The 25,841-nt window shown below is 41.0% G+C and carries 22 protein-coding genes and 1 riboswitch; of the genes, 18 read left to right on the top strand and 4 right to left on the bottom strand.

Features of this window, described 5'->3' with window-relative positions:
• Positions 1-28 precede the first annotated feature (28 nt).
• Both EHR06_RS11460 and EHR06_RS11455 read right to left on the bottom strand, forming a co-directional pair.
• A complete protein-coding gene (locus EHR06_RS11460; RefSeq protein ID WP_135757125.1) occupies positions 29-691 on the bottom strand; it encodes an NAD-dependent epimerase/dehydratase family protein in 663 nt (220 codons plus the stop codon).
• 4 nt (positions 692-695) lie between these two features.
• Positions 696-1,865: an MBL fold metallo-hydrolase gene (locus EHR06_RS11455; protein ID WP_135757124.1), complete on the bottom strand. Its 1,170-nt coding sequence runs from the start codon at positions 1,863-1,865 to the stop codon at positions 696-698.
• A 148-nt stretch (positions 1,866-2,013) separates the two neighbouring features.
• Here EHR06_RS11455 and EHR06_RS11450 point away from each other — a divergent pair, with 148 nt between their 5' ends.
• Both EHR06_RS11450 and EHR06_RS11445 read left to right on the top strand, forming a co-directional pair.
• Entirely contained in the window at positions 2,014-2,550 is a 537-nt protein-coding gene (locus EHR06_RS11450) for a TetR/AcrR family transcriptional regulator (protein WP_135757123.1), read from the top strand.
• Between the two features lie 182 nt (positions 2,551-2,732).
• On the top strand, positions 2,733-5,216 hold the full coding sequence (locus tag EHR06_RS11445; RefSeq protein ID WP_135757122.1) for a SpoIIE family protein phosphatase: 2,484 nt from the start codon (positions 2,733-2,735) through the stop codon (positions 5,214-5,216).
• Here EHR06_RS11445 and EHR06_RS11440 read toward each other — a convergent pair.
• The gene (locus EHR06_RS11440) at positions 5,213-8,728 is read right to left on the bottom strand and encodes a nitrate reductase (RefSeq protein ID WP_208757782.1); all 3,516 of its coding nucleotides are present in this window, start codon (positions 8,726-8,728) and stop codon (positions 5,213-5,215) included. The two genes, EHR06_RS11445 and EHR06_RS11440, sit on opposite strands and share 4 nt — an antisense overlap.
• A 337-nt stretch (positions 8,729-9,065) precedes the next feature.
• Between EHR06_RS11440 and EHR06_RS11435 the strand changes: the two genes are divergently transcribed.
• From EHR06_RS11435 to EHR06_RS11425, 3 genes are all read left to right on the top strand, one after another.
• Complete coding sequence (locus EHR06_RS11435) at positions 9,066-9,587, top strand: hypothetical protein (RefSeq protein WP_135757120.1); 522 nt, start codon at positions 9,066-9,068, stop codon at positions 9,585-9,587.
• Between the two features lie 292 nt (positions 9,588-9,879).
• A complete protein-coding gene (locus tag EHR06_RS11430; RefSeq protein ID WP_135757119.1) occupies positions 9,880-11,667 on the top strand; it encodes an alginate export family protein in 1,788 nt (595 codons plus the stop codon).
• Positions 11,668-11,872: 205 nt separating this feature from the next.
• The gene (locus tag EHR06_RS11425; protein ID WP_244288583.1) at positions 11,873-13,051 is read left to right on the top strand and encodes a two-component system sensor histidine kinase NtrB; all 1,179 of its coding nucleotides are present in this window, start codon (positions 11,873-11,875) and stop codon (positions 13,049-13,051) included.
• Between the two features lie 46 nt (positions 13,052-13,097).
• Here EHR06_RS11425 and EHR06_RS11420 read toward each other — a convergent pair whose 3' ends face one another.
• Positions 13,098-13,736 carry a Crp/Fnr family transcriptional regulator gene (locus EHR06_RS11420; RefSeq protein ID WP_244288582.1) on the bottom strand — a complete coding sequence of 213 codons (639 nt, stop codon included), beginning with the start codon at positions 13,734-13,736 and terminating at the stop codon, positions 13,098-13,100.
• A 136-nt stretch (positions 13,737-13,872) separates the two neighbouring features.
• On the opposite strand from EHR06_RS11420, the gene EHR06_RS11415 reads away from it, so the two are divergent.
• From EHR06_RS11415 to cobJ, 13 genes are all read left to right on the top strand, one after another.
• The gene (locus EHR06_RS11415) at positions 13,873-14,727 is read left to right on the top strand and encodes an SDR family NAD(P)-dependent oxidoreductase (RefSeq protein ID WP_135757118.1); all 855 of its coding nucleotides are present in this window, start codon (positions 13,873-13,875) and stop codon (positions 14,725-14,727) included.
• Between the two features lie 31 nt (positions 14,728-14,758).
• Entirely contained in the window at positions 14,759-15,751 is a 993-nt protein-coding gene (locus EHR06_RS11410) for a catalase family protein (RefSeq protein ID WP_135757117.1), read from the top strand.
• A gap of 63 nt (positions 15,752-15,814) precedes the next feature.
• A riboswitch (cobalamin riboswitch) is annotated at positions 15,815-15,998 on the top strand.
• 135 nt (positions 15,999-16,133) lie between these two features.
• A complete protein-coding gene (locus EHR06_RS11405) occupies positions 16,134-16,316 on the top strand; it encodes a CbtB domain-containing protein (RefSeq protein WP_135757116.1) in 183 nt (60 codons plus the stop codon).
• Positions 16,307-17,122, top strand: a complete 816-nt coding sequence (locus EHR06_RS11400; protein ID WP_135757115.1) for a CbtA family protein — start codon at positions 16,307-16,309, stop codon at positions 17,120-17,122. The genes EHR06_RS11405 and EHR06_RS11400 overlap by 10 nt, the downstream gene beginning before the upstream one ends.
• The gene (locus tag EHR06_RS11395) at positions 17,119-18,309 is read left to right on the top strand and encodes a CbiX/SirB N-terminal domain-containing protein (protein WP_135757114.1); all 1,191 of its coding nucleotides are present in this window, start codon (positions 17,119-17,121) and stop codon (positions 18,307-18,309) included. The genes EHR06_RS11400 and EHR06_RS11395 overlap by 4 nt, the downstream gene beginning before the upstream one ends.
• Positions 18,310-18,318: 9 nt before the next feature.
• The gene (locus EHR06_RS11390) at positions 18,319-18,693 is read left to right on the top strand and encodes a DUF3209 family protein (RefSeq protein ID WP_135757113.1); all 375 of its coding nucleotides are present in this window, start codon (positions 18,319-18,321) and stop codon (positions 18,691-18,693) included.
• Positions 18,694-18,701: 8 nt separating this feature from the next.
• Entirely contained in the window at positions 18,702-19,454 is a 753-nt protein-coding gene (locus EHR06_RS11385; RefSeq protein WP_135757112.1) for an FAD-dependent oxidoreductase, read from the top strand.
• A gap of 6 nt (positions 19,455-19,460) precedes the next feature.
• Entirely contained in the window at positions 19,461-20,567 is a 1,107-nt protein-coding gene (locus tag EHR06_RS11380; RefSeq protein WP_135757111.1) for a cobalt-precorrin-5B (C(1))-methyltransferase, read from the top strand.
• On the top strand, positions 20,568-21,236 hold the full coding sequence (locus tag EHR06_RS11375) for a precorrin-8X methylmutase (protein ID WP_135757110.1): 669 nt from the start codon (positions 20,568-20,570) through the stop codon (positions 21,234-21,236).
• A complete protein-coding gene (gene cbiE / locus EHR06_RS11370) occupies positions 21,233-22,459 on the top strand; it encodes a precorrin-6y C5,15-methyltransferase (decarboxylating) subunit CbiE (protein WP_135757109.1) in 1,227 nt (408 codons plus the stop codon). The genes EHR06_RS11375 and cbiE overlap by 4 nt, the downstream gene beginning before the upstream one ends.
• Before the next feature lie 8 nt (positions 22,460-22,467).
• Entirely contained in the window at positions 22,468-23,235 is a 768-nt protein-coding gene (cobI, locus tag EHR06_RS11365; protein WP_135757108.1) for a precorrin-2 C(20)-methyltransferase, read from the top strand.
• Positions 23,222-24,376, top strand: a complete 1,155-nt coding sequence (locus EHR06_RS11360) for a cobalt-precorrin 5A hydrolase (RefSeq protein ID WP_135757107.1) — start codon at positions 23,222-23,224, stop codon at positions 24,374-24,376. Before cobI ends, EHR06_RS11360 begins: the two co-directional genes overlap by 14 nt.
• The gene (gene cobJ / locus EHR06_RS11355) at positions 24,373-25,836 is read left to right on the top strand and encodes a precorrin-3B C(17)-methyltransferase (RefSeq protein ID WP_135757106.1); all 1,464 of its coding nucleotides are present in this window, start codon (positions 24,373-24,375) and stop codon (positions 25,834-25,836) included. The genes EHR06_RS11360 and cobJ overlap by 4 nt, the downstream gene beginning before the upstream one ends.
• Positions 25,837-25,841: the final 5 nt, after the last annotated feature.

Raw genomic sequence — 25,841 nt, 5'->3', positions numbered from 1 at the left:
AATTTTTCAGACAAAATACCATAATTCTTTAAGGTTTGGATAACTCCAGAATATCCTCCACTTCTATAGTATTCTTACTATAACCGTTTTCACTCGCACGGATCATAGCGAGTGCTAGCTGTTTTAAAGTGGAAACTCGTTTCGGGAAAATCGTTCTTAAGATCGGAAAACTCCAGCCAATATACTTATATGCAGACAAAGTATTTTTTGCTCCCGGGGTCGGATGCATATAACCCGGACGGAAATTATACACCTTTGCGAAAGGAAGTTTTAATAGATCATTTTCAGTTTTACCTTTTACTCTCGCCCACATCGTTTTTCCTTTTTCAGTGCTGTCCGTTCCTGCACCGGAAATATAAGAAAAACTCATATTAGGATTTAAAGAAGCCAAGATACTTGCCACATGCAAAGTTAATGTATAGGTCAGTTTAAGATATTCTTCTTCTTTTAAACCGATAGAAGAAACCCCGGAACAGAAAAAGCAGGCGTTATACCCTTTCAATTTGTCTTTGATCGCGGAAATATCCGAAAAGTCGGAATGAATGATCTCCTCCACTTTCGGATGGGATATTCCATACGATTTTCTATTCAGCAGAAGTATTTTTTCCACATTCGGATCTTCTAAACACTCCAATAAAACGCCTTCTCCCACCATTCCCGTGGAACCCGTGATGATTGCTCTTAATTTCATTCGATTACCTCGCACTCGCGGTATTTTCTTCCAGTTGACTGGATAAGATAGGATCTTCTTTAGCGGAATTATAAGGAAGTTTAGGCCACCAAGCAATATAATCTTTTTGTAAACCGGGCTCCGCACTTTCTCCCGGTTTAGGAGTGATCACGTTAACTCCTAGTTCTTTAGACTTTTCTAAAACTCTTTCTATGGGTTCCGTCCATCCATGAGAAGCAAGAGCGAATAGCCCCCAATGGATCGGAAGTAAAACTTTTCCATTGAGTTGTGTATGAGCGATCACCGCCTGTTCCGGTCCGATATGCCAGTCTGGCCAGGCTTGGTTGTATTGGCCTGTTTCTATCATAGTCAGATCGAAAGGTCCGTATTTTTCTCCGATCTCTTTCATCTTAGGGAATAAACCAGTATCTCCCGAAAAATAAACCCTATGTTCAGGACCAAGGATCGCATAACTGGACCAAAGTTTTTTATCATTATCTAATAGATATCTGCCTGAAGCGTGTCTTGCGGGAGTGCTTACTATTTCCAAACCCTTGATCTTCTTAGTGTCCCACCAATCCAATTCTATGATCTTTTCAGCAGGAACTCCCCAATAAGAAAGATTCGCTCCCAAACCGAGCGGAACAACGAATACTATGTTCCTATCTTTCAATTTAGAAATGGTCCCTAAATCCATATGATCGTAATGATCATGAGAAATTAATACCGCATCTATCTCAGGAAGATCTTCCAAGGAGATCAAAGGTGGATACCATCTTTTAGGGCCAAGCCAAGAAGAAGGAGAAGTTCTTTCCGACCAAACAGGATCGGTTAAGATCCTAACTCCGTCTAATTCTATCAAAGAAGAAGAATGTCCAAACCAAGTGACCCTTAAACCTGACTCAGGTAATTTAGAAAATCTTGATTTTTCTATAAAAACCACCGGAACAGGATCCTTAGGGCTTACATCCGCGCTTTGTCTGAACATACTTCCTAACGCCATCCAGAAATCGTTGATCAGAGGCTGCGGATTTACGAATTGTCCATCCTTCCACTGCGGGGACTCCTGCATTCTGATCAGTCTTTCTCCTTCTGCCTTCTTCCCGAGAGCTTGGCAGGTGTAAAAAAATGACGCTCCCAAAACTAAGACTAGGACGGGAAAGAGCCATTTTCGAGAACTGTGTACCTTCTTCATTTAATCGTTTCCTTGTTCAGAACGGATCTACCCGGGATGGAGAGATATTATTCTTACATTTTGACAATTTTAATCTAACTTGTCAATTTTTCAGACCTGGAAATCCGGATAAAGTTGACATTTTTTTCTAAATTTGTCAAATAATCTTATGACCCGAAAGGTATCTCCCGCGGATGAGGAAAGAAAAAAGGAAATTTTGGATGCCGCCCTATATTGTTTTCTTCAATTCGGATATTCCAAAACTTCTATGGATGATATCGCTAAACGGGCGAATTTGTCCCGTCCTCTCCTCTATTTAAAGTTTAAAAATAAAGAGGATCTATACGAAGGGATTTTCGATTATACTTTGGAAGGAAGTTACGAAGAAGCGGAGAAGGTTTTATCCCAAAATATTTCTCCCAAACAAAAACTTCTGCGAATATGCGAGCTGATATTGATAGAACCTTGGGCGAAAATAGAAGGAAAGCCTAAGACCTCGGAGTTTTATGAAACCTGTTCTAAATTATCTCCAAAGAGCACTCAAAAATACGAACGCCAAATTATCAAATTCGCGGAACAGATATTAGGGGACAAAGAAAGCGCAAAAGTGTTCTTCCTGGCTTTAGAGGGACTTTCCGCAGACCTTCCCAAAACGAAATTATTGCGTAAAAGAGTGGAATTACTCACAGAAAGATTCACACGTTAAGAGCCTGTCGGCGCTGTCCCGATGACTTAAGTTTTGGGAACGGACTATAAGTTATTTTCCGTTTTCAATAATTTTCCGACCTTTCCGGGTCGAAAATTACAATCATGCTACGTCTTAGGATTTAGCTCTTGCCAATAAATCGGGGTATTATACCCTGCAGCAGACTTTTTACAAGAATCGTAATGACCAAACTGAAATTTCTCATTCCATCTAATTTACACAGATTTGTCTCACAAAAACTTCTTATATTCTGCCTAGTTTTTTTCCTTGGTAATTGTGAGAGAGCCTCTTGGATCGCGGAAGATTCTATTCTCTCCTTGAATGGAGAATGGGAATTTATCTCCGACAATAATACCAATCCCGATTTCAAAAAAGGAACTAAGATCACAGTTCCGTTTGATTTTAGTTCGGATGATGTTTATCAGAATTTTGACGGATGTATTTCCATACGTCATGCGCTACCGGAGAAGGTCCGTGCGTGGATGAACCAGCAGACCTCCGTTGCGATCGACTCGGGTCATAGTTCCGACTTTGCGGAATTTTATCTAAACGAAACTTCTAAATTAGGTTTGATCGGAAAAACAGGAAGAAGAGATCCCTATCTTTCCGGGCAAGACGGAAGGATCGTATCCGTACTCCCTGCTGCCGCATTTCGTCCGGGCGGAGAGAATTATATCTATGCAAAGGTCTGCACAATTCCGGGAAAACCATTCCATTGGAGCGGACCTAAAGTTTCTTTAGGACTTTCTGAATCCATTTTTAAAAAATTCGGATTAGAGTTGAGCGTGGCATTCTTACTTGCCGCAGTCTATATCAGCGTTGGACTTTATCATCTACTTTTGGCAGTCAGAAGACCGAGCGATATATTCAATTTATATTTCGGATTATTTGCGATCTTCTTCTCCATATTCCATCTCACGAATAATTCCACTGCGGAGATTCTTTTCGGTTCCCATAGACAATTACAGTCTAAAGTGGACCAAGTCTCTCTGATGATGTTCATAGGAAGCCTTCTATTATTCATTGCAAGGTTCTTCCAGGGAAAACATCCTAAATTTGCTGTATATTCCGCCGCTCTTTACGGATTTGTAGGACTTTTAGATATATTCGTAAATCAGTATATTCGGGATTTATTACTTACGATCATTGCGGGACTCACGGTAGTTTTCGTTCTTCCTTATATCTCCTTTATTACGGGAAGATCCGCCTGGAAAGGGAATTCCGATGCAAGATTACTCTTAGGAGGAGTAGCACTCATCGCTCTAGGCGGGCTTCATGATTATGCGGTTACAAACAGGCTCATCAATTCCGCTCTGATCATGCCTTTTACGTTCCTGGCATTCATATTAGGGATCGCATTCATATTAGCGAATCGTTTCGTTCGTGTTCACAACGAGGTAGAAGAATTAAATGCAAGTCTTGAGGAGAAGGTCCGACAAAGAACAAATGACCTCCAAAAGAGCTTAAGCGAGATCAAAGAACTAAAACACCAGCAAGACGGGGATTATTTTTTAACTTCTCAGTTAATGCAGCCATTAGCGGGAAACTACGGACATAGTGAAATAGTAAGAGCGGAAATTCTCTGCCGGCAAAAGAAAAGATTCCAGTTCAGAAATTGGCAGGGTGAATTAGGCGGGGATCTATGCGCAGTATATTCCCTGAAATTAAAAGGAAGACCTGTATTAGTTTTCTTCAATGGGGATGCAATGGGTAAATCCATGCAGGGAGCCGGTGGAGCTCTTATCATGGGAACCATTTTTAAGACCATAGTCACAAGGACCCAAAACACGTTAGAAATGCAGGAACTCTTTCCTGAACATTGGCTCAGAAGATGTTACCATGAACTGAAAAGTGTATTCGTTTCCTTTGATGGAAGAATGTTGATCTCTATGGTAGTCGGGATCGTGGACGAAGAATCAGGTCTAATGTATTTCGTAAACGCTGAACATCCCCAAGTGGTGATGTATAGAGACGGAAGAGCAGACTTCTTATCCGAAAATGGGATGTTGAGAAAAGTAGGAGTAGAAGATCCGGAAGAAGTATTCGTAGTCCAAACACTCCAACTCAAGCCGAATGATGTTATTCTGATCGGTTCCGACGGAAGGGACGATGTTCAACTTGGGATCAACGAAGACGGAAATCAGATCATCAACGAAGACGAAAGAGCATTCTTAAGAGATGTGGAAGAAGCCAAGGCCGAATTACTACAGATAGAAGCTCTGATCCATTCCAGAGGAGATATCATAGACGACTTAAGCCTCGTCAGAATTTCTTATAAGGAAGAAATGACTTCTGTCGCGGATATTTTGGATGATCCTTTTCAAAACCAGCAAGTTTCCGATGCGATTTCCGAAAAATCGACCCGTAGAAAAGCGCTCAGGAATGCAATTGAAGAGAAAGATTATATTTACGTAGGATCGGAAGGCCAAAAATACCTGGAAAAATACCCGGATGATAGTGCGGTTTATTTATGGGTTTCGTATGCACTTGCAAGACTCGGAAATTACGATAAAGCGATAGATTTCGGAGAAGTTCTCTTGATGAGAGACCCGACCCATTCCAAGAACCTGGAACATTTAAGTAAATTACATTACAAAAATGGAAACAAGGTAAGAGCGGAGGCTTTGTTAGCTGCGTCTAAGCTTAAATCAGACCAAGTCCTTTAAGCTTCTTTTAACATACTTTTCAGGATGGTGGTCACTTCCAAACGGCAGCTACCGCATCCTGTTCCTGCTCCGGTCCTTCTTCCGATAGCCTCCAGGGTCCTTTCCCCATCCTGGATGGCTTCTCTTATATTACCCTCTCCCACCCCATTGCAGGAACATACAACCTTTCCTTGGAGAGGTTTCATTATCTCCCCGTCATTCAGCAGATGTTTTCTACGATCTCCCAATTCAATACCGGAAGAAACCCAGTCTTTCATCCTGCTAAAAGAAGATTTGTCTCCGATCAATATCGCAGCTACTAATCTGTCGTTCCGTATGATACATTTTTTATAAAAACGTTTTTTACGATCTAAGAATATGATCTCTTCGAATTCTCCCATTTTGTCCTTAGGGATTTCCATCGGAACATCAGGAAGACGGATCGTCGCCAATTCCAAACCTGGAATTTTTAAAATATGAGCATGCAATGAACCTGTATATTCGTTAAATGCGTAACCGAATAGATGCTGAGCTGCGATCTTTGCCTGATCGTCCACTGCGGAAATATTTCCATAAGTTCCGGTCTTATGTTCTGCGATCTCTCCTATACAATACACATCCGGATCACTGGATCTTAAAAAAGAATCCACCACTACTCCGTTATTACAATCCAATCCACCTTTTACTGCGATCTCAAAATTCGGCTTGGTCCCGATCGCAAAGATGATCCCGTCAGGTTCTATAAAGTTCCCGTTCGTAAGCTGGACTTTAGAAATCCTTTCAGTTCCTTCTATTTTAGAGATCTCGCATTCAAATATTAATTCTATTCCTCTTGAAAGGATCTCTTCTTTTAGGATATCCGCTCCGACTGAATCTAGTTTTTGGGACATCAAACGATCCGATCGAACAAGAACAGTCACCTGTACTCCTACACCTTTTAAAGCGACGGCAAGTTCCAGTCCCAAAAGTCCTCCGCCAACGATCAACGCATGAGATTTCGGGACAAAAAAACCTTTGATACGATCCGCATCCGCTTTACTTCTTAAACTAAATACTCCCAGCATTTCAGGAGGGATCTTAGTGGGCCAAACGGGAGAACTTCCCATTGCGAGCACAAGTTTATTATAAGAATATAATGTTCCTTCGGTATCTCGGACCTTCTTCCCTTCCGTATAGATCATCTGAACCGATTTATTCGGGAACAGATCCAAATTCCAGGACTTGACTTCCTCAGGATCGGCAGGCATCAGATCGTCAAATTCCTTCTCCCCTCCGATATAATCGGGAAGAAGTACTCGATTATAAAACGGATCTGCCTCTCTGCACATGACTGTAATATCATCTCCTGGAGCGAGATCTCTATACTGTTTCAAGAATGCGTAAGCTGCAGTCCCGCCGCCAACGATGAGTATTTTTTCTTTCGGTTTTTTATACGGAACGATACGAACTACAGAAATTTTAAAACCCGGTTGTTTTGAGAACGGATCGGAAGCGGAACTTGTCAGATTATTAGATCTGAATATATCCGTTCCGTTCTTTCTCCCCCAATGCATCGGTAAAAACACGACACCCCGTTTAATGGATTCGGTAAGAAGCGCCTTTGCACGAACGGATCCTCTCTTACTCGAAATGGTTACAACCATTCCGTCTTTGATATCATATTTATAAGCATCATCCGGATGGATCTCCAAAAAAGGTTCAGGTCTATGTTCTCTTAATTTTTTGACCTTACCTGTCCGAGTCATCGTATGCCACTGATCCCTGATCCTTCCTGTGGTAAGCACCAAGGGAAAATCCTCGTCCGGTTTTTCGGAATCGTCTTCCGACTTTACGGAATGGATCTTAGCCTTCTCGTTCTTCCTATAAAATTTACCATCACCGAATAATCTTATATTATCTGAATGTCCTTTTTGAGGATAGGGCCATCTTACAGCCCTATGTTTACGGATTTCTTCATAATCTAAACCTAATATATCTATCCTAGTTCCTTCCGTTAATCTACAATGCTCCAGAAAGATCTCTTCTTCATCCGAGTATTGGAAAGAAGGACCGAATCCCATTCGTTTTGCAAAATCTTGTACGATCCAAGAATCCGCCCTTGCCTCTCCGGGAGGTTCTAAAATTTTAGGAAGAACCGAAATACTACGGTCGGAGCTTGTCATCGTACCTTTCTTCTCCGCCCAGCCTGCAGCAGGCAAAACAAGATCCGCAAAAGGTATTACGCTTGAGTCTGCGGAAATATCCTGGACAACTACAAACTCAGCCAAACGAAGACCCGACTCAGCGGACCTCACATCGGGAAGACTTACGGCAGGATTTGTACAGACGATCCATATCGCTTTCATTCTTCCGGAAGCGAGCTTTTCAAAAATTTCAGTCGCACTATAACCTGGAGTCTCGGATATAGAATCGACTCCCCAAAATTTTGCGACCTCCTTCCTATGTTCCGGATTTTCCAGATCTCGATGTGCAGGAAGAAGATTACAAAGTCCGCCGACTTCTCTCCCACCCATTGCATTCGATTGTCCGGTTAAAGAAAATGGTCCTGAGCCGGGTTTTCCGATATGACCCGTAAGAAGAGAAAGATTGATAAGAGCTAAATTTTTATTTACTCCCACCACACTTTGGTTCAAACCCATTGCCCATAGGCTAATAAAACCTTTTGACTTAGAGATATATTCCGCTGTTTTATAAATGAGTTCGGAAGAAATTCCGCAGATCTCTGCGGCTTTAGAAACGGAAATCTCAAAGACCTTGGCTTTTAATTCTTCGAATCCTTCCGTATGATCTTGGATGAACTTAGGATCTATCCAATCCTTCTCTATTAGAATTCTTGCAATTGCATGAAATAAATAAATGTCCGTCCCCGGGGCTATTTGTAGATGAATATCCGCATGTTCGCAGGATTCGGTCCTGCGAGGATCTACAACGATCAATTTGATATTCGGATTTTCTTTTTTTCGAGCCTCAATTCTTCTGAATACGATCGGATGGCACCATGCAGGATTCGCTCCTGCTACCATAAAACAATCCGCGAGATCCAAGTCCTCGTAACCTACAGGAACTGCATCCTCTCCGAATGCCATCTTATATCCTGTGACCGCAGAACTCATACAAAGCCTGGAGTTCGTATCTATATTATTTGTTCCTAAAAAACCCTTAGTTAACTTATTTATAATATAATATTCTTCCGTTAAAAGTTGTCCCGAAACGTAAAAACCGACCGAGTCAGGTCCGAATTCTTGGATAAAACTTTTGAATTTTTCCGCGGCAAAGTCGAGGGCCTTGTCCCAACTCGTTCTTTTTAAAGGAGCAAAACGATCTTCCCTCATCATAGGGAATAAAAGTCTGTCCGTTCTATCCATGACGGAATAATGCAAATTCATCCCCTTGGAACAAAGTATCCCTCTGTTTGTAGGATGATCCGGATCTCCGCTCACGGATATATCCAGCGGCCCGGACTTTTCCACCTTCAGGCCGCAACCCACCCCGCAGTACGGACAGGTGGTTTGAAAGGTTTCCGGGTTTTGCATATCTACAATCATGCAATTATCACGCCAGATCTTGGATTATTTAGGAAACGGGCCAAATAGTGACTTCTGGAATCTGTTATCAGGGAAGCCAGGCTCTCTTCCCCACAGTTCTGAGGCAGTTTGTATAGAATTTCTGCAATGTAGTATCTTCGACAAAACTCTTACAGCCAAGATCCACTGTCTCTTTCCGGTCAATACGTGCGGAAGATACACTGGAATCAGGATTCAGAGCAATTAGAAACGAATTGCCTTTCTTTTTAAGATCTGGCATTTATCCTGCATATAAAGAAAAAGTGTCCCTTGGATACGACGAGTCCCCCAGGCTCGAACCCAAAAAATGAAAGAGAAGAACGAACATGAAATTTTGTTTTTTTTCTATTCCCAAGCGGATTTTTTAGAAGAAGTCTGGGCGGAATACAAAAGATCTCCTGCAAAACTTTCCTGTTTAAATCTTGTGAATTGGATTTTTGCCGCATTTCCGATCTATGAAGACATTTCTAAACTTCTCCCTTCCGTGATCTCAAAAACAAAACAGTCTTCCGAAAATGGGCACGATCCCGACTTCTCTTACGAATTAAAAAAAGTGGATATAAACGTAAAAACTCCGAGTGAACTTGTTTCGATCTACAAAAGAGTTTCCGAAAGTAAACAAACGGATAAGAAGAAGTCTCTCCAAAACAGTAAATACTTTTGGAATCTCCAAAAAGAAGTCCAAGAGGGAAGAAAAGGTCCCCTAATCCTTTCATTGGAAGAAACCGCCAAGAGCATAATTCGTTTCAATAATGAACTCGAACTGGAATTGATAGAACATTACGGATTCAATTTCCGTAAAAAACTGAGTATAGACATCATCTCTTAATTAGCAAATCTTGTGCCAATCATAGAATATTTCCTGAAATAGTAATTTCGGATACCAATTTGAGTTTATATTAGAACTGTCGAAGATACTACAAATAGAATTTTCCTAGAAAACGTACTTAAATTATACATTACGCATATTTTTAATTCGAATAGAAAAGAATATACTCTAATCAAATTTCGGCAGATTGATCTAATTAGCCAATTTATTCAATATTCATTTATTTTTATAATATTGGCACAATAATTGCTAAAAGTTTTGGAAAGATACTTTTACAACGGGTTGCTCCTGGATGAACATTATCCCGAAATCGAAACTTAATTCTATACTTCTCTTAATAACTATTGTTATTAGTATTACAATATATTCGGAAGAAGACCCGAATAAAAGTGTAAAGGAAACAAATCAGAACCCACTTCCCTCTTCTTCCGATCCGAATAAGATAGAAGTTACCGATCAAAAAATTAAGAAGCAAGAGCCTAAGTACAATTCTGCTTGGAAGGGAAATATTCCGGTAGATCATCTCAGAACTCTCTTAGTTACTCCGGAACAAATGAAGGATACCCAAAAGTCGGATCTATTTTGGCTGGATAATTTGAAATTAGGAGTTTCTCTTAGACCAAGATTCGAGGCAAGAGAGAATCCTGATTTCAATAAGAAGACGGATGATTACAGTTCTTTTGTAGGACAGAACACTCAACTCTGGTTCTTATTCGATCCTTCTCCCTATTATGCGATCAAAGTTACTATGCAGGATAGCAGACTTTGGGGAGGAAGCCAAACTCCTCAGAACGCCGGCAACTGGACTTACGGGCTTAGCACAGGCGCCGGAACCACTTTGACTCCGGCTACTTCTACAAATACGAATATCAGGAATAATACCGATATTAGAGAAGCTTATATAGTATTCAAAAAAACTGATAAACTTCCCGTTTCCGTTTTTGTGGGCAGACAGGTATTCGCTTTTGGGGATCTGAAAATTGTGGGTCCGTTAAATTGGCTTCATACGGGTTTTGCATTCGATGGAGTTAGGTTCGTTCATGACTCCCAATGGTTTAGATCACACGTATTCGGAACGATATTGTCCAATCAATATGATGCTCCTTACGGTTTAACCACAAGTAACGGAAGATCCAAAGGTTCCATCGACCAGGCATACTTTTTCGGGGCCTATAATACGGTCAAATTCGGAGAAGAAGCCCACCTGGATCTATATGTGTTCGAAGTTTCTAAAAAATGGATCCCTAACGCAAATCCTACGGACTTCGATAATCGTTTGAAACAAAGAGACGATCTATTGACCACAGGTTTCAGGTTCACCAATAGAACGAATAATAACCTTTTGCCTGCCGGAAAGATCTGGGACTGGACAATAGAATCCGCATGGCAGTCCGGAATGACAGGAGACAGAGTGAAAGCCGATTGGGATATTTTAGACCAAAAAGCGGCTAACGGTAAAAATATTTATACGGAGAAGGTTCAGTATGACACAAAACTTCTCTCTTTGGATACCGGGATCAAGATCAACGATTGGATCCGCTTAGGTTTAGGTTATACATATGCTTCCGGAGATCCGAATAGATCCGATTCGAAAGTGGGAACTTGGCAGAGTTTATTTCCTCAGATCGCAGGTTCTTTTCCAAATTGGAATACTATGAATGGCCAATCCCTGATGGCAGGATTTGAGAATATAAAATCCTATTCGATCAGGGCAAATCTCAAAACGGAATACGGAATGTTCATATTTGCGATCTACGATACTCAGAAAGCGAATCTGCAGGATGCATGGTATAAGGTTTCCGGGGTCCCGAATACCGGAGCGAGCACTGAAAATTATTCCAATGATAAGTTCTCTTATGATAATTCCAGATTAGGAAGAAGATTATTCTATCAGTATGATTTTACTTGGATCCATAATTACACCGAATCCGTTTCGATCTGGATGGGAATCTCTCTTGTGAAAGCTAAAGAAGCGATCGGAAATGAAAGAACAAATCCATTCGCTTCCAATCCTGAGAACAGATACACTTTCGACGATACTTCTAAGTTCTTTTATCTCATGGTCTCCGCCTCCCTATAAGGCAATCCTTTCCTTAGGAGGGGTCGGAATCCCGGCCTCTCCTTTCTTTTTTTGGGGAGAACTCTAACTTCTTTTTTAACACCTAGAATCAGTTAGACTATGATCTATCACCGAATGGAGTACAAAATAGATACATAATTTATTAACAATAGTTAAGACGAAAGCCTTTCCCCTCTCTGTCTTAAATAGCATGGAAGAGAAGGTTATGCAAAACTGCGATGAAATTCCTCCAAAAATAAACCAGCCCTCCGGTTATTTAGAGAAGGACTTTTTACCTAAGGAAATGGGCTGGGATGAATGGTTCTGCCAAGCGGCACAATTTAAAAATATACTCTATCATTCTCCGAACGGATTTGCGATCATATCTTTGGAAGGAAGGTTTATCAGTTCTAATCCGGCGCTTTCTCAAATCTTAGGTTATTCTGAAAATGAATTAGTCGGAATGAGTTTTGATTATATTACTCATCCGGATGATCTGGAAGAAGATCTTAGATCCAGGGATCAATTTTTAAAAGGATTAATATCCACTTTCAAAAGGAAAAAAAGATACTTTCATAAAGACGGGCATCAACTCTGGGTCCAAGTGGATGCGACCTTAATAAGGAACAAAAAGGGAAATCCGAATTATTTTGCGGCACAATTCCAAGACATTACCAAACACCATGAATTAGAAAAACAACTTATACATTCCCAAAGAATGGAGTCGATCGGTTCTCTTGCAGGAGGAGTTGCTCACGACTTTAATAATATTCTAACCGTGGTTCTAGGTTACACCGCCCTCTTGGAAAAGAATTCGGGACATCCTGAAAAGATATTACAATATTCCGAAATTATCAAAAAGACCGCGGAAAGAGGATCTTCCTTAATTAAACAACTTTTGACCTTGGCAAGAAAGGTCGAATCGGACCTAAAACCTTCTATTTTAAATGATCTAGTTTCGGAAGCGGCCCATATAGCTTCTTCTACTTTTCCTAAATCTATTAGAGTGATTTCCGATCTTCCTCAAGATCCGATCCTGGTCCAAGCGGATCATACTCAGATCCATCAAGTATTTTTGAACTTATTCTTAAATGCAAAAGACGCGATGCAAAACGGCGGGTTACTTTCCATTAAATTGAAAATGGAAGAAGGAGAATTTATTTCTCCCGAAAAAAACCAAAAGACCGCTGTGATAGAAATTTTAGACAGCGGGACAGGAATAGACAGAAAGACGATCCGTAAAATATTCGATCCATTTTTCACTACGAAAGAGCCTGGAAAAGGAACCGGTTTAGGACTTTCGATCGTTTATGGTATTTTAGAAAATCATAAAGGAAAGATCAAGGTAGAGAGCGAACTTGGCTCAGGCACAAAATTTACCGTATACTTTCCGGTTTTAGACTAGAAGAAGTTTTGGATACTTCTCCTTTATAATAAATTCCATAAAAAGCCTATTTTTGTTCCTTCCAGATCCTATTTCGGATCCTACTCAAGGACACAGGAGTAATTCCTAAAAAAGAAGCGATATAATGCTGAGGAATACGTGCTGCAATATCCGGCTGCTCTTTGATCAGATTCAAATATCTTTGCTCCGGACTATCTCTGATCCTGGACAAAAATAAATTCAGATAAGTATCAAACCTTTCACCCACATATTCCAATAAAAAATCCCGGACACCTTCATTCTCTCTATAAATAATTTCCGCATCTTCCCCGTTTAGGATCAATAAGTCCGTTGGTTCTATACTCTCCACACTGAGTTGGCTGTCCTTATAAGTTCCCCTGTAACTATGGATAGAAGTGATCGCTCTATTTTCAGGAAAAAATGCGATCGTAATATCTCTGCCCTTATCTTCGAATTTTAACCGCAGACATCCCTTTTTAACGATGAATATGTTTTTGGTATAAGCTCCTCTTTTTATGAGTTCGGTTTTTGCCGGGACCTTCTTTTCTTTTAACATGGAGGTATAACGGTCCCAATTTTTTTCCAAACCTGGGATCTTCTTCCTTAGATTTTCCAGTAACGGTATCTCATGCATCTTAAGACCTTGGATTCTCACGTATTCAGTAGTATAGGAACGAAAAGGCAAGATTTGTTTTAGGGTCAAACCAGGAATTTAAGATTTTGGAGCAAGTTCTCAAATTCTTTATACAAAAAGTTTCGAATTAGATTGAATAGTTTCCTAAAAAGGGAAACCTTGCCCGCATCGAAGAGAATTTTTCAAAATGTCATTTAGCAGATACAAAGGTAAAAAAGTATTTATAACGGGCGGTTCCGCGGGTATAGGCAAAGGAATAGCGATCCAATTGGCGAAGGCAGGAGCAAGTGTAATCGTTTCCGCCAGGGGAAAATCCAACTTAGAAAAAACAGTCCAGGAATTGAAGTCTGTAGGAGCTCCAACAGCAGTATTCGGATTCGCTGTTTTGGATGTTTCAGATAAAAAGGCCATCGAAAAAGAAGCCAAAAAGGCAATCCAGACGTTAGGAGGATTAGACCTTTTAATTTGCAGCAGCGGTTTCGCAAAAGCAGGGGAAGCTTCCGACTTGGACGACGAAGTTTATAGAAATCTAATGGATGTGAATTTTTTCGGCCATGTGAATAGTGCACTCGCATTTAGTGATCATTTTTCCAATCAAAAAAGCGGTGAGATCGTATTTTTAGCCTCTACCCTTGCGTTCTTTTCCATCTACGGTTACGGAGCTTATTCGGCGAGTAAGTTTGCGATCGTAGGTTTTGCGCAAGGTTTTCGCCAAGAGATGATGCTTCATGGAGTGAAGGTAAAATTATTCCTTCCTCCTACAACAGACACTCCCGGTTTGGAAAAGGAGAATACCGACAAACCTGAATTGAGTAAGGAAATAGAAATGGGTTCCGCATTGAATAGAATACATGCGATCGATTCAGTTGCGAAAGCGATCTTAAAATGGATACCGAATTCCAAGTTCATCGGATATACCGGCTGGGATTCTTGGCTCCAATATTTTCTATTTAGACACTTTCCCGAATTCAGTATTAAACTTACCGATTCCGAATTAAAAGCGGCCCAGTCCAGACTGGATAAGAAAAAACAAAAAGTATAACTGTGGATATTCTTAAGGTTAAGGAGACTCTATGAAACCGATTAGCAAGGACTGGAAAGAAGATATTTCTCCGGATGAAGAAACTCGTTTTGCGGAATATGTGAAAGCATTCCAAAAGATCCAAAAAGTAAACTCTTCCAAATTCGGAAAGGGACGTACATTACATAGAAAACAGATCCTGGGATTGCAGGGTAAGTTCGAAGTTCTATCCAATATTCCAGATCACGCAAAACAAGGTTTGTTTGCCTCTCCAGGAACAAAAGACGTATGGATCCGTCTTTCGAGCGGAAGTATGAAACTACAACCCGATACTACTGGAGATATCAGAGGATTTGCTTTAAAAATTTTAGGAGTAAACGGCAAGAGTGCATTAGGAAACGGTAATACTTCCGCTCAGGACTTTCTTCTGATCAATTTGGAAGCCTTTTCTTCTCCCAAAAGTGAAGAGTTCGTAGGTGTGGTCACCGCTGCCGCAAAAGGCGGAGGTCCATTATTAAAATATCTTTTTTCCACTTACGGTTTTTTCGGAGCATTTGCAAGGATCAAAAAAGTATCAAAAAGTTTTAATAAACCTTTTAGTGGATTTGCGACTGAACCATTCTATAGTGCGGCACCGATCTCGTTCGGCCCTTATGCGGTTAGAGTTAGGCTTCTTCCCCCTTCCGGCGTAACTCCAAGTAAAGATGCCTCTAAAGATTGGGCAAATGATATGAAATCAAAACTTTCAAAAGGTACTTTGGTATATTCATTCCAAGTCCAATTTTTCACGGATGAAAAAACAACACCGATCGAAGATGCTTCCGTGAATTGGGCCGAGTCGGAAGCGCCTTACGTTACTATAGCTACTCTTTCCATTCCGACTCAAGATTTTGGATCCGAGCCTGGTCTATCTTTGCAGAAAAAGATCGAAGATACAATTTTTGATCCTTGGGAAGCTTTATTAGAACATAGACCTTTGGGAGATGTGATGAGAGCGAGAAAACATGTATATCTCGCAAGCCAAAAGGGACGAGGAGCGGTCTAGAGAATTTTACTAGATCTAAAATAAAAGACTATACAGATAAACGGATCGAAATAGATCCTGAAATCTCAGACTATTTTTGTAGGAACATAGATGTCTCCATCTATGGGAAGACGGTGCAATTCCGTCACGGTACCCGCCGCTGTAAGAGGGACAAAAGGCACAAGATGTCACTGGGTGTAAAACCTGGGAAGACGTGCCGAGTAGGACGATCTCGAGTCAGAAAACGACCTTACAAAAATCCTGAAGCTACGTGATCCAGTCTCGGATGTAAGGCGATTACGTAACTAAACTCAACAATTTTGCTTATACGATGCTTCGGCGAGATCCGTTTTGCCTTAATATCGTTTATATCTTGTTAGGTGAAGATCTAGGAGGGATTTTTATGCGCTCGATTTCCGTTTTAAAGGATTTTTCAGGGACCAAATCATGGTTCCGAGGTTCTGTTCTGGTTTTGGCCGGGTTTCTCGCCTTTTCTACAATTTATGCGGTAGGCCTGGAGCCTATGGTGTATTTGCACGATACTTTTCATGATATAAGACATTCTACGGGCTTTCCATGCCATTAAGATCGGGATTTTCCGATCTATTACGGACCGGGATATTTTCCGGTCTGGTATCCGGGCTTGTTTTAGGAATCCTGGTTTGTGTTTGGAATCTCCCTCTTATCCTGGAAGCGGAGAAATTTGAATCCAAATCTATATCAGAAAATCCGAATACAAGCCGTACGCATACCCATTCTCACTCACATGGAAAAGATCATTCTCATACAAAAGCAGGATCTGCTTCCGATGAAAAGATCGAAACCGATGGACTTTGGCAAAAAAGGAATTTAGGAACATTCATAGGTTCCGTTCTATTAGGAATTTCTTTTGGAGTTTTGATCTCTCTCTGGATGGTTCTATTTCCTCCGAAAGATTTTTTAGAGAGCCCTTCCCTATCTAAGGCTGTCTTCCTAAGTATTTTATTTGCAGTCGCTGGATTTCTGATCTTCTTCGGGATCCCATTTTTGGGACTCCCTCCGGAATTACCAGGCAGAGCTTCCGGGGCTTATGATTATCCGGAAAGACAGGCCTGGTGGTATCTTAGCGTTGGATCCAGTTTAGTCGGTGTTCTGGGATCTCGTATCCTTCTATCTTATTTAAACGTTCGTAATCTAGTAAAATGGGCTTTCGCTTTAATAACGGTTCTATTCTTTGCAGGACTTCCATTCTATATAGGTGTTCCTGAAATTTCGGAAGATTTCGCAGCTCCCAAAGAATTAAGGATACAATTCGAATATGTAAGCTTACTCACAAACCTGGTCTTCTGGTATTTGTTATCTTCCTTATTTTTCCTATTCTGGAAACCAAGGCAGGTATTAGGATCCAAATGAAACCTAAGGTCGCGGTTCTCGTATTAGGTCATGGAAGCAGGGAGGAAAATTCCAATCTGGAATTTGTTTCCCTGGTGGATACGTTCGCACTGACACATCCGGATCTGAAAATTTCCCATGCATATGTGGAACTTGCAAAACCTGACTTGGAAACCGCTCTTAGGGATCTCTGCGAAGAATATTCTAATATTATAATATTTCCGCTATTCTTATTCACCTCGGGTCATATCAAAAATGATGTTCCGATCGTATTAGATAAGATTAAATCCGAGTTCCCGGGACATTCTTTCAAAATTGCGAATAGCCTAGGCATCCATTCTAAGATGGTATCCTTACTCAGAAAACGAGCGGAGGAATTTATACCTCTAAATAAAGAAGAATCTTCCAAAACCGGAGTGATCATCGTAAACAGAGGTTCTTCCGATCCTGACGCGAATGGTGACTTTTATAAAACGGTTCGTTTATTCCAAGAAGGAAATCATTTCTCCTTTGTTCTTCCTTCCTTTATCGGGATCACCAGCCCTCTTCTTCCGGAAACTTTGGAAATGGCTTCCAAGTTGAGACCGGAAAAACTTCTGGTGGTCCCCTACTTTTTATTCGGCGGGATACTGATCCAAAAAATTTCCTCCTTAGTACAAAACTTCTCCGAAAAATTTCCTTGGATCAAAACGGGCTTATCTTCTTATCTCGGACCCGATACCGAATTAATATCCGTGATGGAAGAAAGGATACAAGACTGTATCTCCGGAAAATTTTCCCTTCCATGTGATACCTGCGAATATAGGGAACAACTTCCAGGTCTTTCTAAAAAAGTGGGAGGATTGAAGGCACTTCTTTGGAGTATCCGTCATTTGGAAACACATAACCAAGCCGCTCCGCATCTATTCCCTCATCGTAATTTACAAAAACATATATTTGTCTGTGATAATATAGATTGTTCAAGCAGGGGAAGCTCAGCTCTGGTCGCCCGAATGAGATCTATTTTAAAATCACAAGGAAGACATTTGGATTTCAAAATTTCCCGTTCTTCCTGCATGGGGAGATGTGGAGAAGGTCCCGTAGTAGTAGTCTATCCGGACGGAGTCTGGTATCAAAAAGTGAGTGTAGAAGACGCTGAGGACCTCGTTTCGGAGCATCTTTTACAAGACAGATTGGTTTCTCGTTTAGTCGATAATATTATGCAATAGGAATATAGTATGGCATGTCATGAAATTGCAGCTTTAAGATTAGGAATGATGAATGTTCTTGGTATCAAGGACGAATCCGTTATCCAACATGAAAAAAATGAAATAGGAGCTGAGGCTCTCTCTTCTCCCGGACCGATCCAATCTCTGACGAAATCGAATAATTTCGAAGATCTGATCCGATTTTTCGAAGCAAGTTTAGTAGAGTTGGAACAAACAATCTCAAGGCTTCCCTCCGGAGATCCTAAAACGGGATATTATACTTCTCTTTTAATACTTACTAAAAAAGTGGAATTGGATCTGAAAAACTCCGCTAAGTCATTCCAAACTTTGTATCTGGATTTAGAAGAAATGCATGATTTTGTGCATGAGATCTATCCTTCTTAGGAGGAACATTGAGCCAAAAACTTCTTAAATTGATCCATAAAGAAAACGTAAGTCCTTCTTCCGATATTTACCATTTCGAAAGATCGGACGGTTCTAATTTTGAATTTGTAGGAGGACAATACGTTATCCTAAATACCGGAAATGATGAGGACGGAAAATCGATTAAAAGAGCTTATTCTATTCTGTCCTCCGATTCCAAAAAAGATCCCTTTCAGATCTGCGTTAAACGTTTAGGGACCGGCAAAGCATCCAGCATTCTTCCTGAATTAAAATTAGGATCTGAATTGGAATATTCAGGCCCTTGGGGAAAATTTGTGGGAGATCCAACTTGGCCTTCTCCAGGTTTTTCTTTGATCCTGGCAACGGACACCGGGATCACTTCTCTTGCGGGACTTCTTCTTTCCAAAAAATTCTCAGGCCGTTTGGACAGCACTACGGCGGTCTGGTTCAAAACAAAAGAAGAGGACTTCCTTTCCGAAAATGAATTAAGGAAGATCCTAAAAAGTGTTCCAAATTTTCCAAGTATCTTCCAGATCCCGCCGATTTCAGCCTCGGATCGAGTTTCAACCGTATTAGAAATTTTGAAATCGATCTTAGGAGACTGCACCGTTCCTGATAATGCATTCTTAAGCGGAGATGGAAATGTTTTAAGAGAAGTAAGATCCGAGTTAATTCGCTTAGGTACTTTAGAATCCAGGATCGGTATGGAGGCATTCTTCCATACCCAAAAAAATCCTTCACCGGTTATAAGTCTCGGATAAGTTTAAATGGCGACCAAGGAATTAAGAGAAGGATTCACTACCGGGGCTTGCTCCGCTGCCGCTGCGAAAGCCGCCACTCGAGTCCTGATCTTAGGCCAAACCATTAAAGAAATTGAAACTACTCTTCCGAACAAAAGAAAAGTTATCTTCGAACTAAAACGCTGCGAGATCTCGGAAGATACTGCGGTTTGTAGTATTATCAAAGACGCAGGAGATGACCCTGATTGTACTCATGGTGCAGAATTAACCGCACTAGTAAAACTCAACCAAGAGAATAAGATCGTATTAAAAGGCGGAGAAGGAGTAGCAGTCGTAACTAAAGCAGGACTTGGCTTAGAGATCGGAGAACCTGCAATCAACCCTGTCCCTAGAAAGAATATTACGGAAATGATATTGGAAGAGCTGATCGGCTCCGCGTTTTCAGGAGCAGAAGTTACTATCAGCGTTCCTGGCGGCCAAGAGATGGCTAAAAAAACGATGAATGAACGTCTGGGACTCATCGGAGGGATCTCGATCTTAGGTACGACCGGGATCGTAAAACCGTATTCCACCGCGGCATATAAAGCAAGTGTAATACAGGCGATACAGGTCGCGAGAGAATACGGAGAACAAAGTATCGTTTTAACCACGGGAGGAAAGTCCGAGAAGTTTGCAATGGACCTTCTTCCGAACATGAATGAGATCTCGTTTATCCAAGTAGGCGACTTTATAGGGACCGGGATAAAGACCTCTATCAAAGAGGACATTCATCATGTGATCATAGTAGGTATGATCGGAAAACTCTCCAAGATGGCCGATGGGGTCATGATGACCCATAGAGGCGGCTCCTCGGTAAACACAAAGATGCTTGCGAATATCGCAAGGTCTTTGGAGATCCCCGAGGAAGTCTGCTCCAATATAGAAGCGGCAAATACTGCAAGACACGTATTAGATATTTGTAAAGAATCAGGACATTTCTATATCACTACTCGGATCTGTGAGATCGTTTCCGAAAATTGTTCCAAACATGGATTAGGCCTGAGAGTTTCCACTTATATGGTGGATTTTGACGGTACACTTTTAGGAAAATTCGAGGCTCCGGAAGAATGGGGAATCAAAGGAGAAGCTGAATAAATGAATGATATGCGGCAAATGACTTCCTTAGGAAGGGAAATCGAAAATAATTCTTTTGCGATCATAGATGAAGAAGCGGGAAACCATTCCCATCCTCCTGGTGATTGGGAAGTTGTTAGAAGGATCATACATGCTACCGCGGATTTTGAATATAGAGATCTAACAAAGATCCATGAGAATGCCATCCGTGACGGTATCCAAGCCTTGAAGAATGGATGTCCTGTCATTTGTGATGTCCAGATGATCATCGCGGGTTTAAACAAAGAACGTATGGATGCTTACGGCTGTAAAACATATAGTTTTATCAGCGATCCGGAAGTGATCCAAAGAGCGAAAGAAAATAATTCCACAAGAGCGATAGAGTCGATGCGAAAGGCTTCTAGTTTAGGACTTTTGAATGGAAGTGTGATCGCGATCGGAAATGCACCCACTGCACTCTTAGAAATTGTTAGACTCGTTCAAGAAGAAGGAATTCGCCCTGCTCTTGTGATCGGAGTTCCCGTCGGATTTGTTTCCGCCGCGGAATCTAAGGAAGTATTATTGGATATTAAATTCCAATCCGAATATTCCATCCCATATATACTCACTCGAGGAAGAAAAGGTGGAAGCACGATCGCAGTTTCTATCATACATGCACTTCTACTTCTTTCGACGGAGAAAAAGTTTTGAAAGCAGTTACCGTCATAGGGATCGGAGACGACGGCTGCGTCGGACTCTCCAGCAAAGCAATGGGTGCGGTTGCAAGGGCAAGAATTCTTGCAGGAGGAGAAAGACACCTGGACTTCTTTCCTCAATTTGACGGAGAAAGGATCGTCATTAAGAATGATGTAGTTCGAACAGCGGAGAAGATTGCCGAACTTTCCGCAGAACATACGATATGTGTACTTGCTTCCGGAGATCCTCTGTTTTTCGGGATCGGAAATCTGATCTTAAAAAAAGTAGGAAGGGATCATGTGGATTTTATTCCGGCTCCAAGTTCGGTTCAGAACGCTTTCTCCAAAATTGGAGTTAAATGGGATGATGCATCTTTTCTTTCATTACATGGCAGGCCGATCGAAGGGTTTATTACAAAATTACAAAGTATATCCAAGGTTGCTTGTCTCACCGACGAGACCAATTCACCTTCCAGGATCGCTAAGTATTTATTAAATTATTCCGAAACGGATTGGAAAGCATTCGTTTGTGAAAATTTAGGAGGAAAAGAAGAGAAGGTCCGTGAATTCGAATTGGAAACCTTAGCGGAAACTCGGAACATTTCCGACTTAAATGTTCTCATACTTCTTAGAAAAGATCCGAATTGGAAACCTTCTCCTTTTCTTCCCTTTTTAGGAGAAGAGGAATATGCAAAACGTCTTCCTAAAAAGGGTCTCATTACCAAAAAAGAAGTCAGAATACTTTCTTTGGCCGCACTTGAAATCAGACCTGATTCCTTAGTTTGGGATATTGGAGCAGGTTCCGGAGCGGTTTCAATAGAAGCGGCAAGAATTGCCAGAGAAGGAAAAATATACGCTATCGAAGTAGATCCGGAAGGAATAGAGATCTGTCAGCAGAATATATTCTCCCATAAAACGGATAATGTTTTTTTAATACATGGCAAAGCCCCTCAGGCCTTAGTAGATCTACCCTCGCCCGATTGTGTGTTTGTAGGAGGCTCTAAGGGGAACATGAAAGAGATCATCGAACTCTCTTGGAAAAGATTAAGTTCAGGCGGATGTTTAGTGGCAAATGCAATCACCCTGGATAATGTTTCAGAGGTTTACAAAACTTTCAGGGACATGGATCTAATCCCGGAAGTGAGCCTGATCAATATCTCCAGAGGGCAAAAATTAGCGGACTATCTCAGGTATGAGGCATTAAACCCGATCCATATCTTTAAAATTAGGAAATCTTAATACATTTTATGAATGTAAAAACAAAATACGGAAAATTATACGGGGTCGGAGTCGGCCCCGGGGCTACAGACCTAATCACTCTTAGAGCGGTAAATGTCCTAAATACCGTTCCGGTACTTGCCATTCCAAAAAGCAGCGAATCACTTCCCTCCTTTTCCTGGAGAGTATGTTCCCCTATTGTTCAGGAAAATGAAACGCAAGAAAAATTATTTCTACATTTCCCAATGACCAAAGATCCAAAAATACTTATCCCTGCTTGGGATAAGGCATTCAAAGAAATAGGTCTTAGATTAGAAAAAGGCCAGGATGTTGCATTCATCACGCAAGGAGATCCTTCCGTATACAGCTCTTGGAGTTATCTATTAGAAGAGGCTCCGGAAAGATGGCCGGGTATAGAAATAGAAATTGTTCCGGCAGTTTCCTCCATTACCGCTATTCCCGCAAGTTTACTTACTCCTTTAGCCGACGGAAGAGAAAGATTCTGTGTTCTTCCGGCAACCTACGGTTTGGAAGATCTAGAAAAGCTTATCCAAGACTTCGACACGATCGTACTGACCAAAGTAGGACAAGTAGTTCCGGAACTGATCAGAATATTAAAAGAGCAGAATATTCTAGAAAATGCAACCTATGTTTCTTATGGAACAACGGACCGCCAAAGGATCGTAAAAGATATAGAATCCATCAAGAACGAAACTTGCGATTATTTCTCCATGGTGGTCATTTCTATCCGAAGAAGGAAAGGTATCCTAAGGGGAGTTTCCGATGATTCAGAATAGAAAGCCTTACGCAATCTATGTTATCACAAAACATGGACTAAGGACCGGAATAGAATTATTTCATTCTCTAAACGGAGCGGACATATTCGTTTCCCCTAAATTCATTTCAGAAGCTCCTAAAGGATCGAAACATTTAAGTCTTCCTATGGAACCCACACTTAGAAAAACTTTTATGGAATACGATTGCCATATTTTCGTGATCAGTGTTGGCGCAGTGGTCCGTATGATCTCTCCTCTTTTAGTCAGCAAGAAAACGGATCCTGCAGTTCTTTGTATAGATGACCAGGCAAAATTTACTATCTGTGTTTTGTCCGGTCATGTAGGAAGAGGCAATTTTTTTACCCAGAAAATTTCGGATCTATTGGAGAATACCCCCGTAATTACGACCGCTTCAGATGTTTCCGGGACTTTGACCGTAGATATTTTAGGGAGAGAGCTTGGCTGGAGTTTAGAAGATCAGGATAGAAATGTAACCAGGGCTTGCGCTGCAGTAGTGAATGAAACTAAAGTTTTATTCTTACAGGAAACAGGTGAGCCTAATTTCTGGCCCTTGGAAAAAGTCCTGCCTAAGGGTATAGAATATTCTCTCAGCTTAGAAAATATAGATCCGAAAGATTACGAAATCCTGCTGATCGCAAGCGATAGAACTAATATCAAAACCGAAACTCCAGGCATATATTCTAATTCGGTGATATACAGGCCCAAATCTCTGATCTTAGGCCTGGGCTGTGACAAAGGTATTCCGACTGAAACTGTAGAGAATGGAATTAGAAAAATATTAGAAGAATATAATCTATCTTTTGAAAGTATAAAGGCAATCGCAAGCGTAGATGTCAAAAAAGAAGAACCTGCATTTTTGGAAATTTCGGAAAAGTATGGCTGGGAATTTACGACCTTCTCTCCCGAAAAATTAGACAAAGTGGAGGGAATTACGGAAATTTCCAAAGCTGCGTCCGAATATATCGGGACTCGCTCGGTAAGTGAAGCGTCGGCACTTCTTCTTTCCGGATCTGCGAAATTACTCGTTACTAAACAAAAGTATAAAGAAACGGAAGGCGGAAAAAATCTCACGGTGGCTATCGCGAGAATTCCATTTGCAGCCAGATCGGAAATCCGTTCCGAAAGTTTGGAAAAAGTATGAACGAAACCCCAAAAGGAAAATTGAATATTGTAGGTATCGGCCCGGGAAACGATTCACATATCACTCCTGCAGCATTATCCGCCATCAAAGAAGCTGATTCCATAATAGGATATACAACTTATATCAATCTGGTAAAACATCATCTAAGCGGAAAACAAGTCACTCGCACTGGAATGACGGAAGAGATCACTCGTGCCCAAACCGCAGTGGAGTCCGCGAAATCGGGACAAACAGTAACATTAATCTCATCCGGGGACGCAGGCGTCTATGGAATGGCAGGTCTTGTATTTGAAGTGCTAAGAAAGACAGGCTGGAAAAAAGGAGACTCTCCTGAGATCAAAATGGTCCCGGGTATAAGTGCGGATAGCTCTTGTGGTTCTCTTGTAGGAGCTCCTATGGTGCACGATTCGGCCAGGATCTCACTTTCAGATCTTTTAACTCCTTGGACTGTGATCGAAAATCGTATCGAGTCTGCGGCAAAGGGTGACTTCGTGATCAATCTATATAATCCGGCTTCCGGAAGAAGACAAAGACAGATTGTAGAAGCGGCTCGTATTATCAAAAAGTATAGATCTGGGACCACACCTGTCGCGCTCGTCAAGAGCGCATATCGCAGGCAGGAAAATATCCAGTTTTCGGACCTAGATCATTTTTTGGAATTCGAGATCGGGATGAATACTACGGTTATCATAGGTTCTTCCCAATCTTTTGTATATGAAGGTTTTTTCGTAACTCCAAGAGGATATGGAAATAAATATTCTTTAGAGGACGGCTCATTGAAGCCGGGACAAAATAGAGCCGTTTCTTTGAGAACTGAAAACGATCTGGCGAGCAAAATACCGAAAGAATCACCTTCTCCTAATTTAAATATTACTAAAATACAAGGCGCGTTCGTCAAAACAAGTACCACAGTTTTCGAACAAGAGAAAGAAGAAGAGATCTATACCCAAGATTCATCCGTAGCCACTGCGATTAAAGCATTACAATTTCTAGATACGAGTCACCAAAAAAATGAAACTGAGATCTTAGAATTAAGATCCGAAGAAAAAATACAGCTCTTGGGACGTATAGGCGGGGCTGTTCTTTATCAAAATGATGAGAACTACCACCTAATCGGGAAACTAAAACGACCTACCGACTTAGAAACATTCGGCTTTTATAATCCTATCGAACAAGACCAAAAGTGGACTAAATTGAATATCAAAGATCATTCCATCGTTTCTCAAAATAGGTTCGATATTTTGATCTCTTTTCCTTCGGAAACTTCTCCGCAGATAATTTATGATCTATTCTCCATTTATAGGAATTCATCCATCAGCGAAAGACTTTGGGATTATGTTTTAGATAATAGTAAAAAAACTCTCTGGGAAAATAGGAAATATGCGGACGCAAGATGGCTGGGACATTCTCCCGAACAAGTTTGGTCCTCTTTCAGGGAGAAAATTTTAAGATGCGATTGAGAGCA

The organism is Leptospira dzoumogneensis (assembly GCF_004770895.1).
Lineage (GTDB): Bacteria > Spirochaetota > Leptospiria > Leptospirales > Leptospiraceae > Leptospira_B > Leptospira_B dzoumogneensis.
Note: the sequence above shows the minus strand (reverse complement) of the source record. Positions and strands in the feature narration are given on the sequence as shown.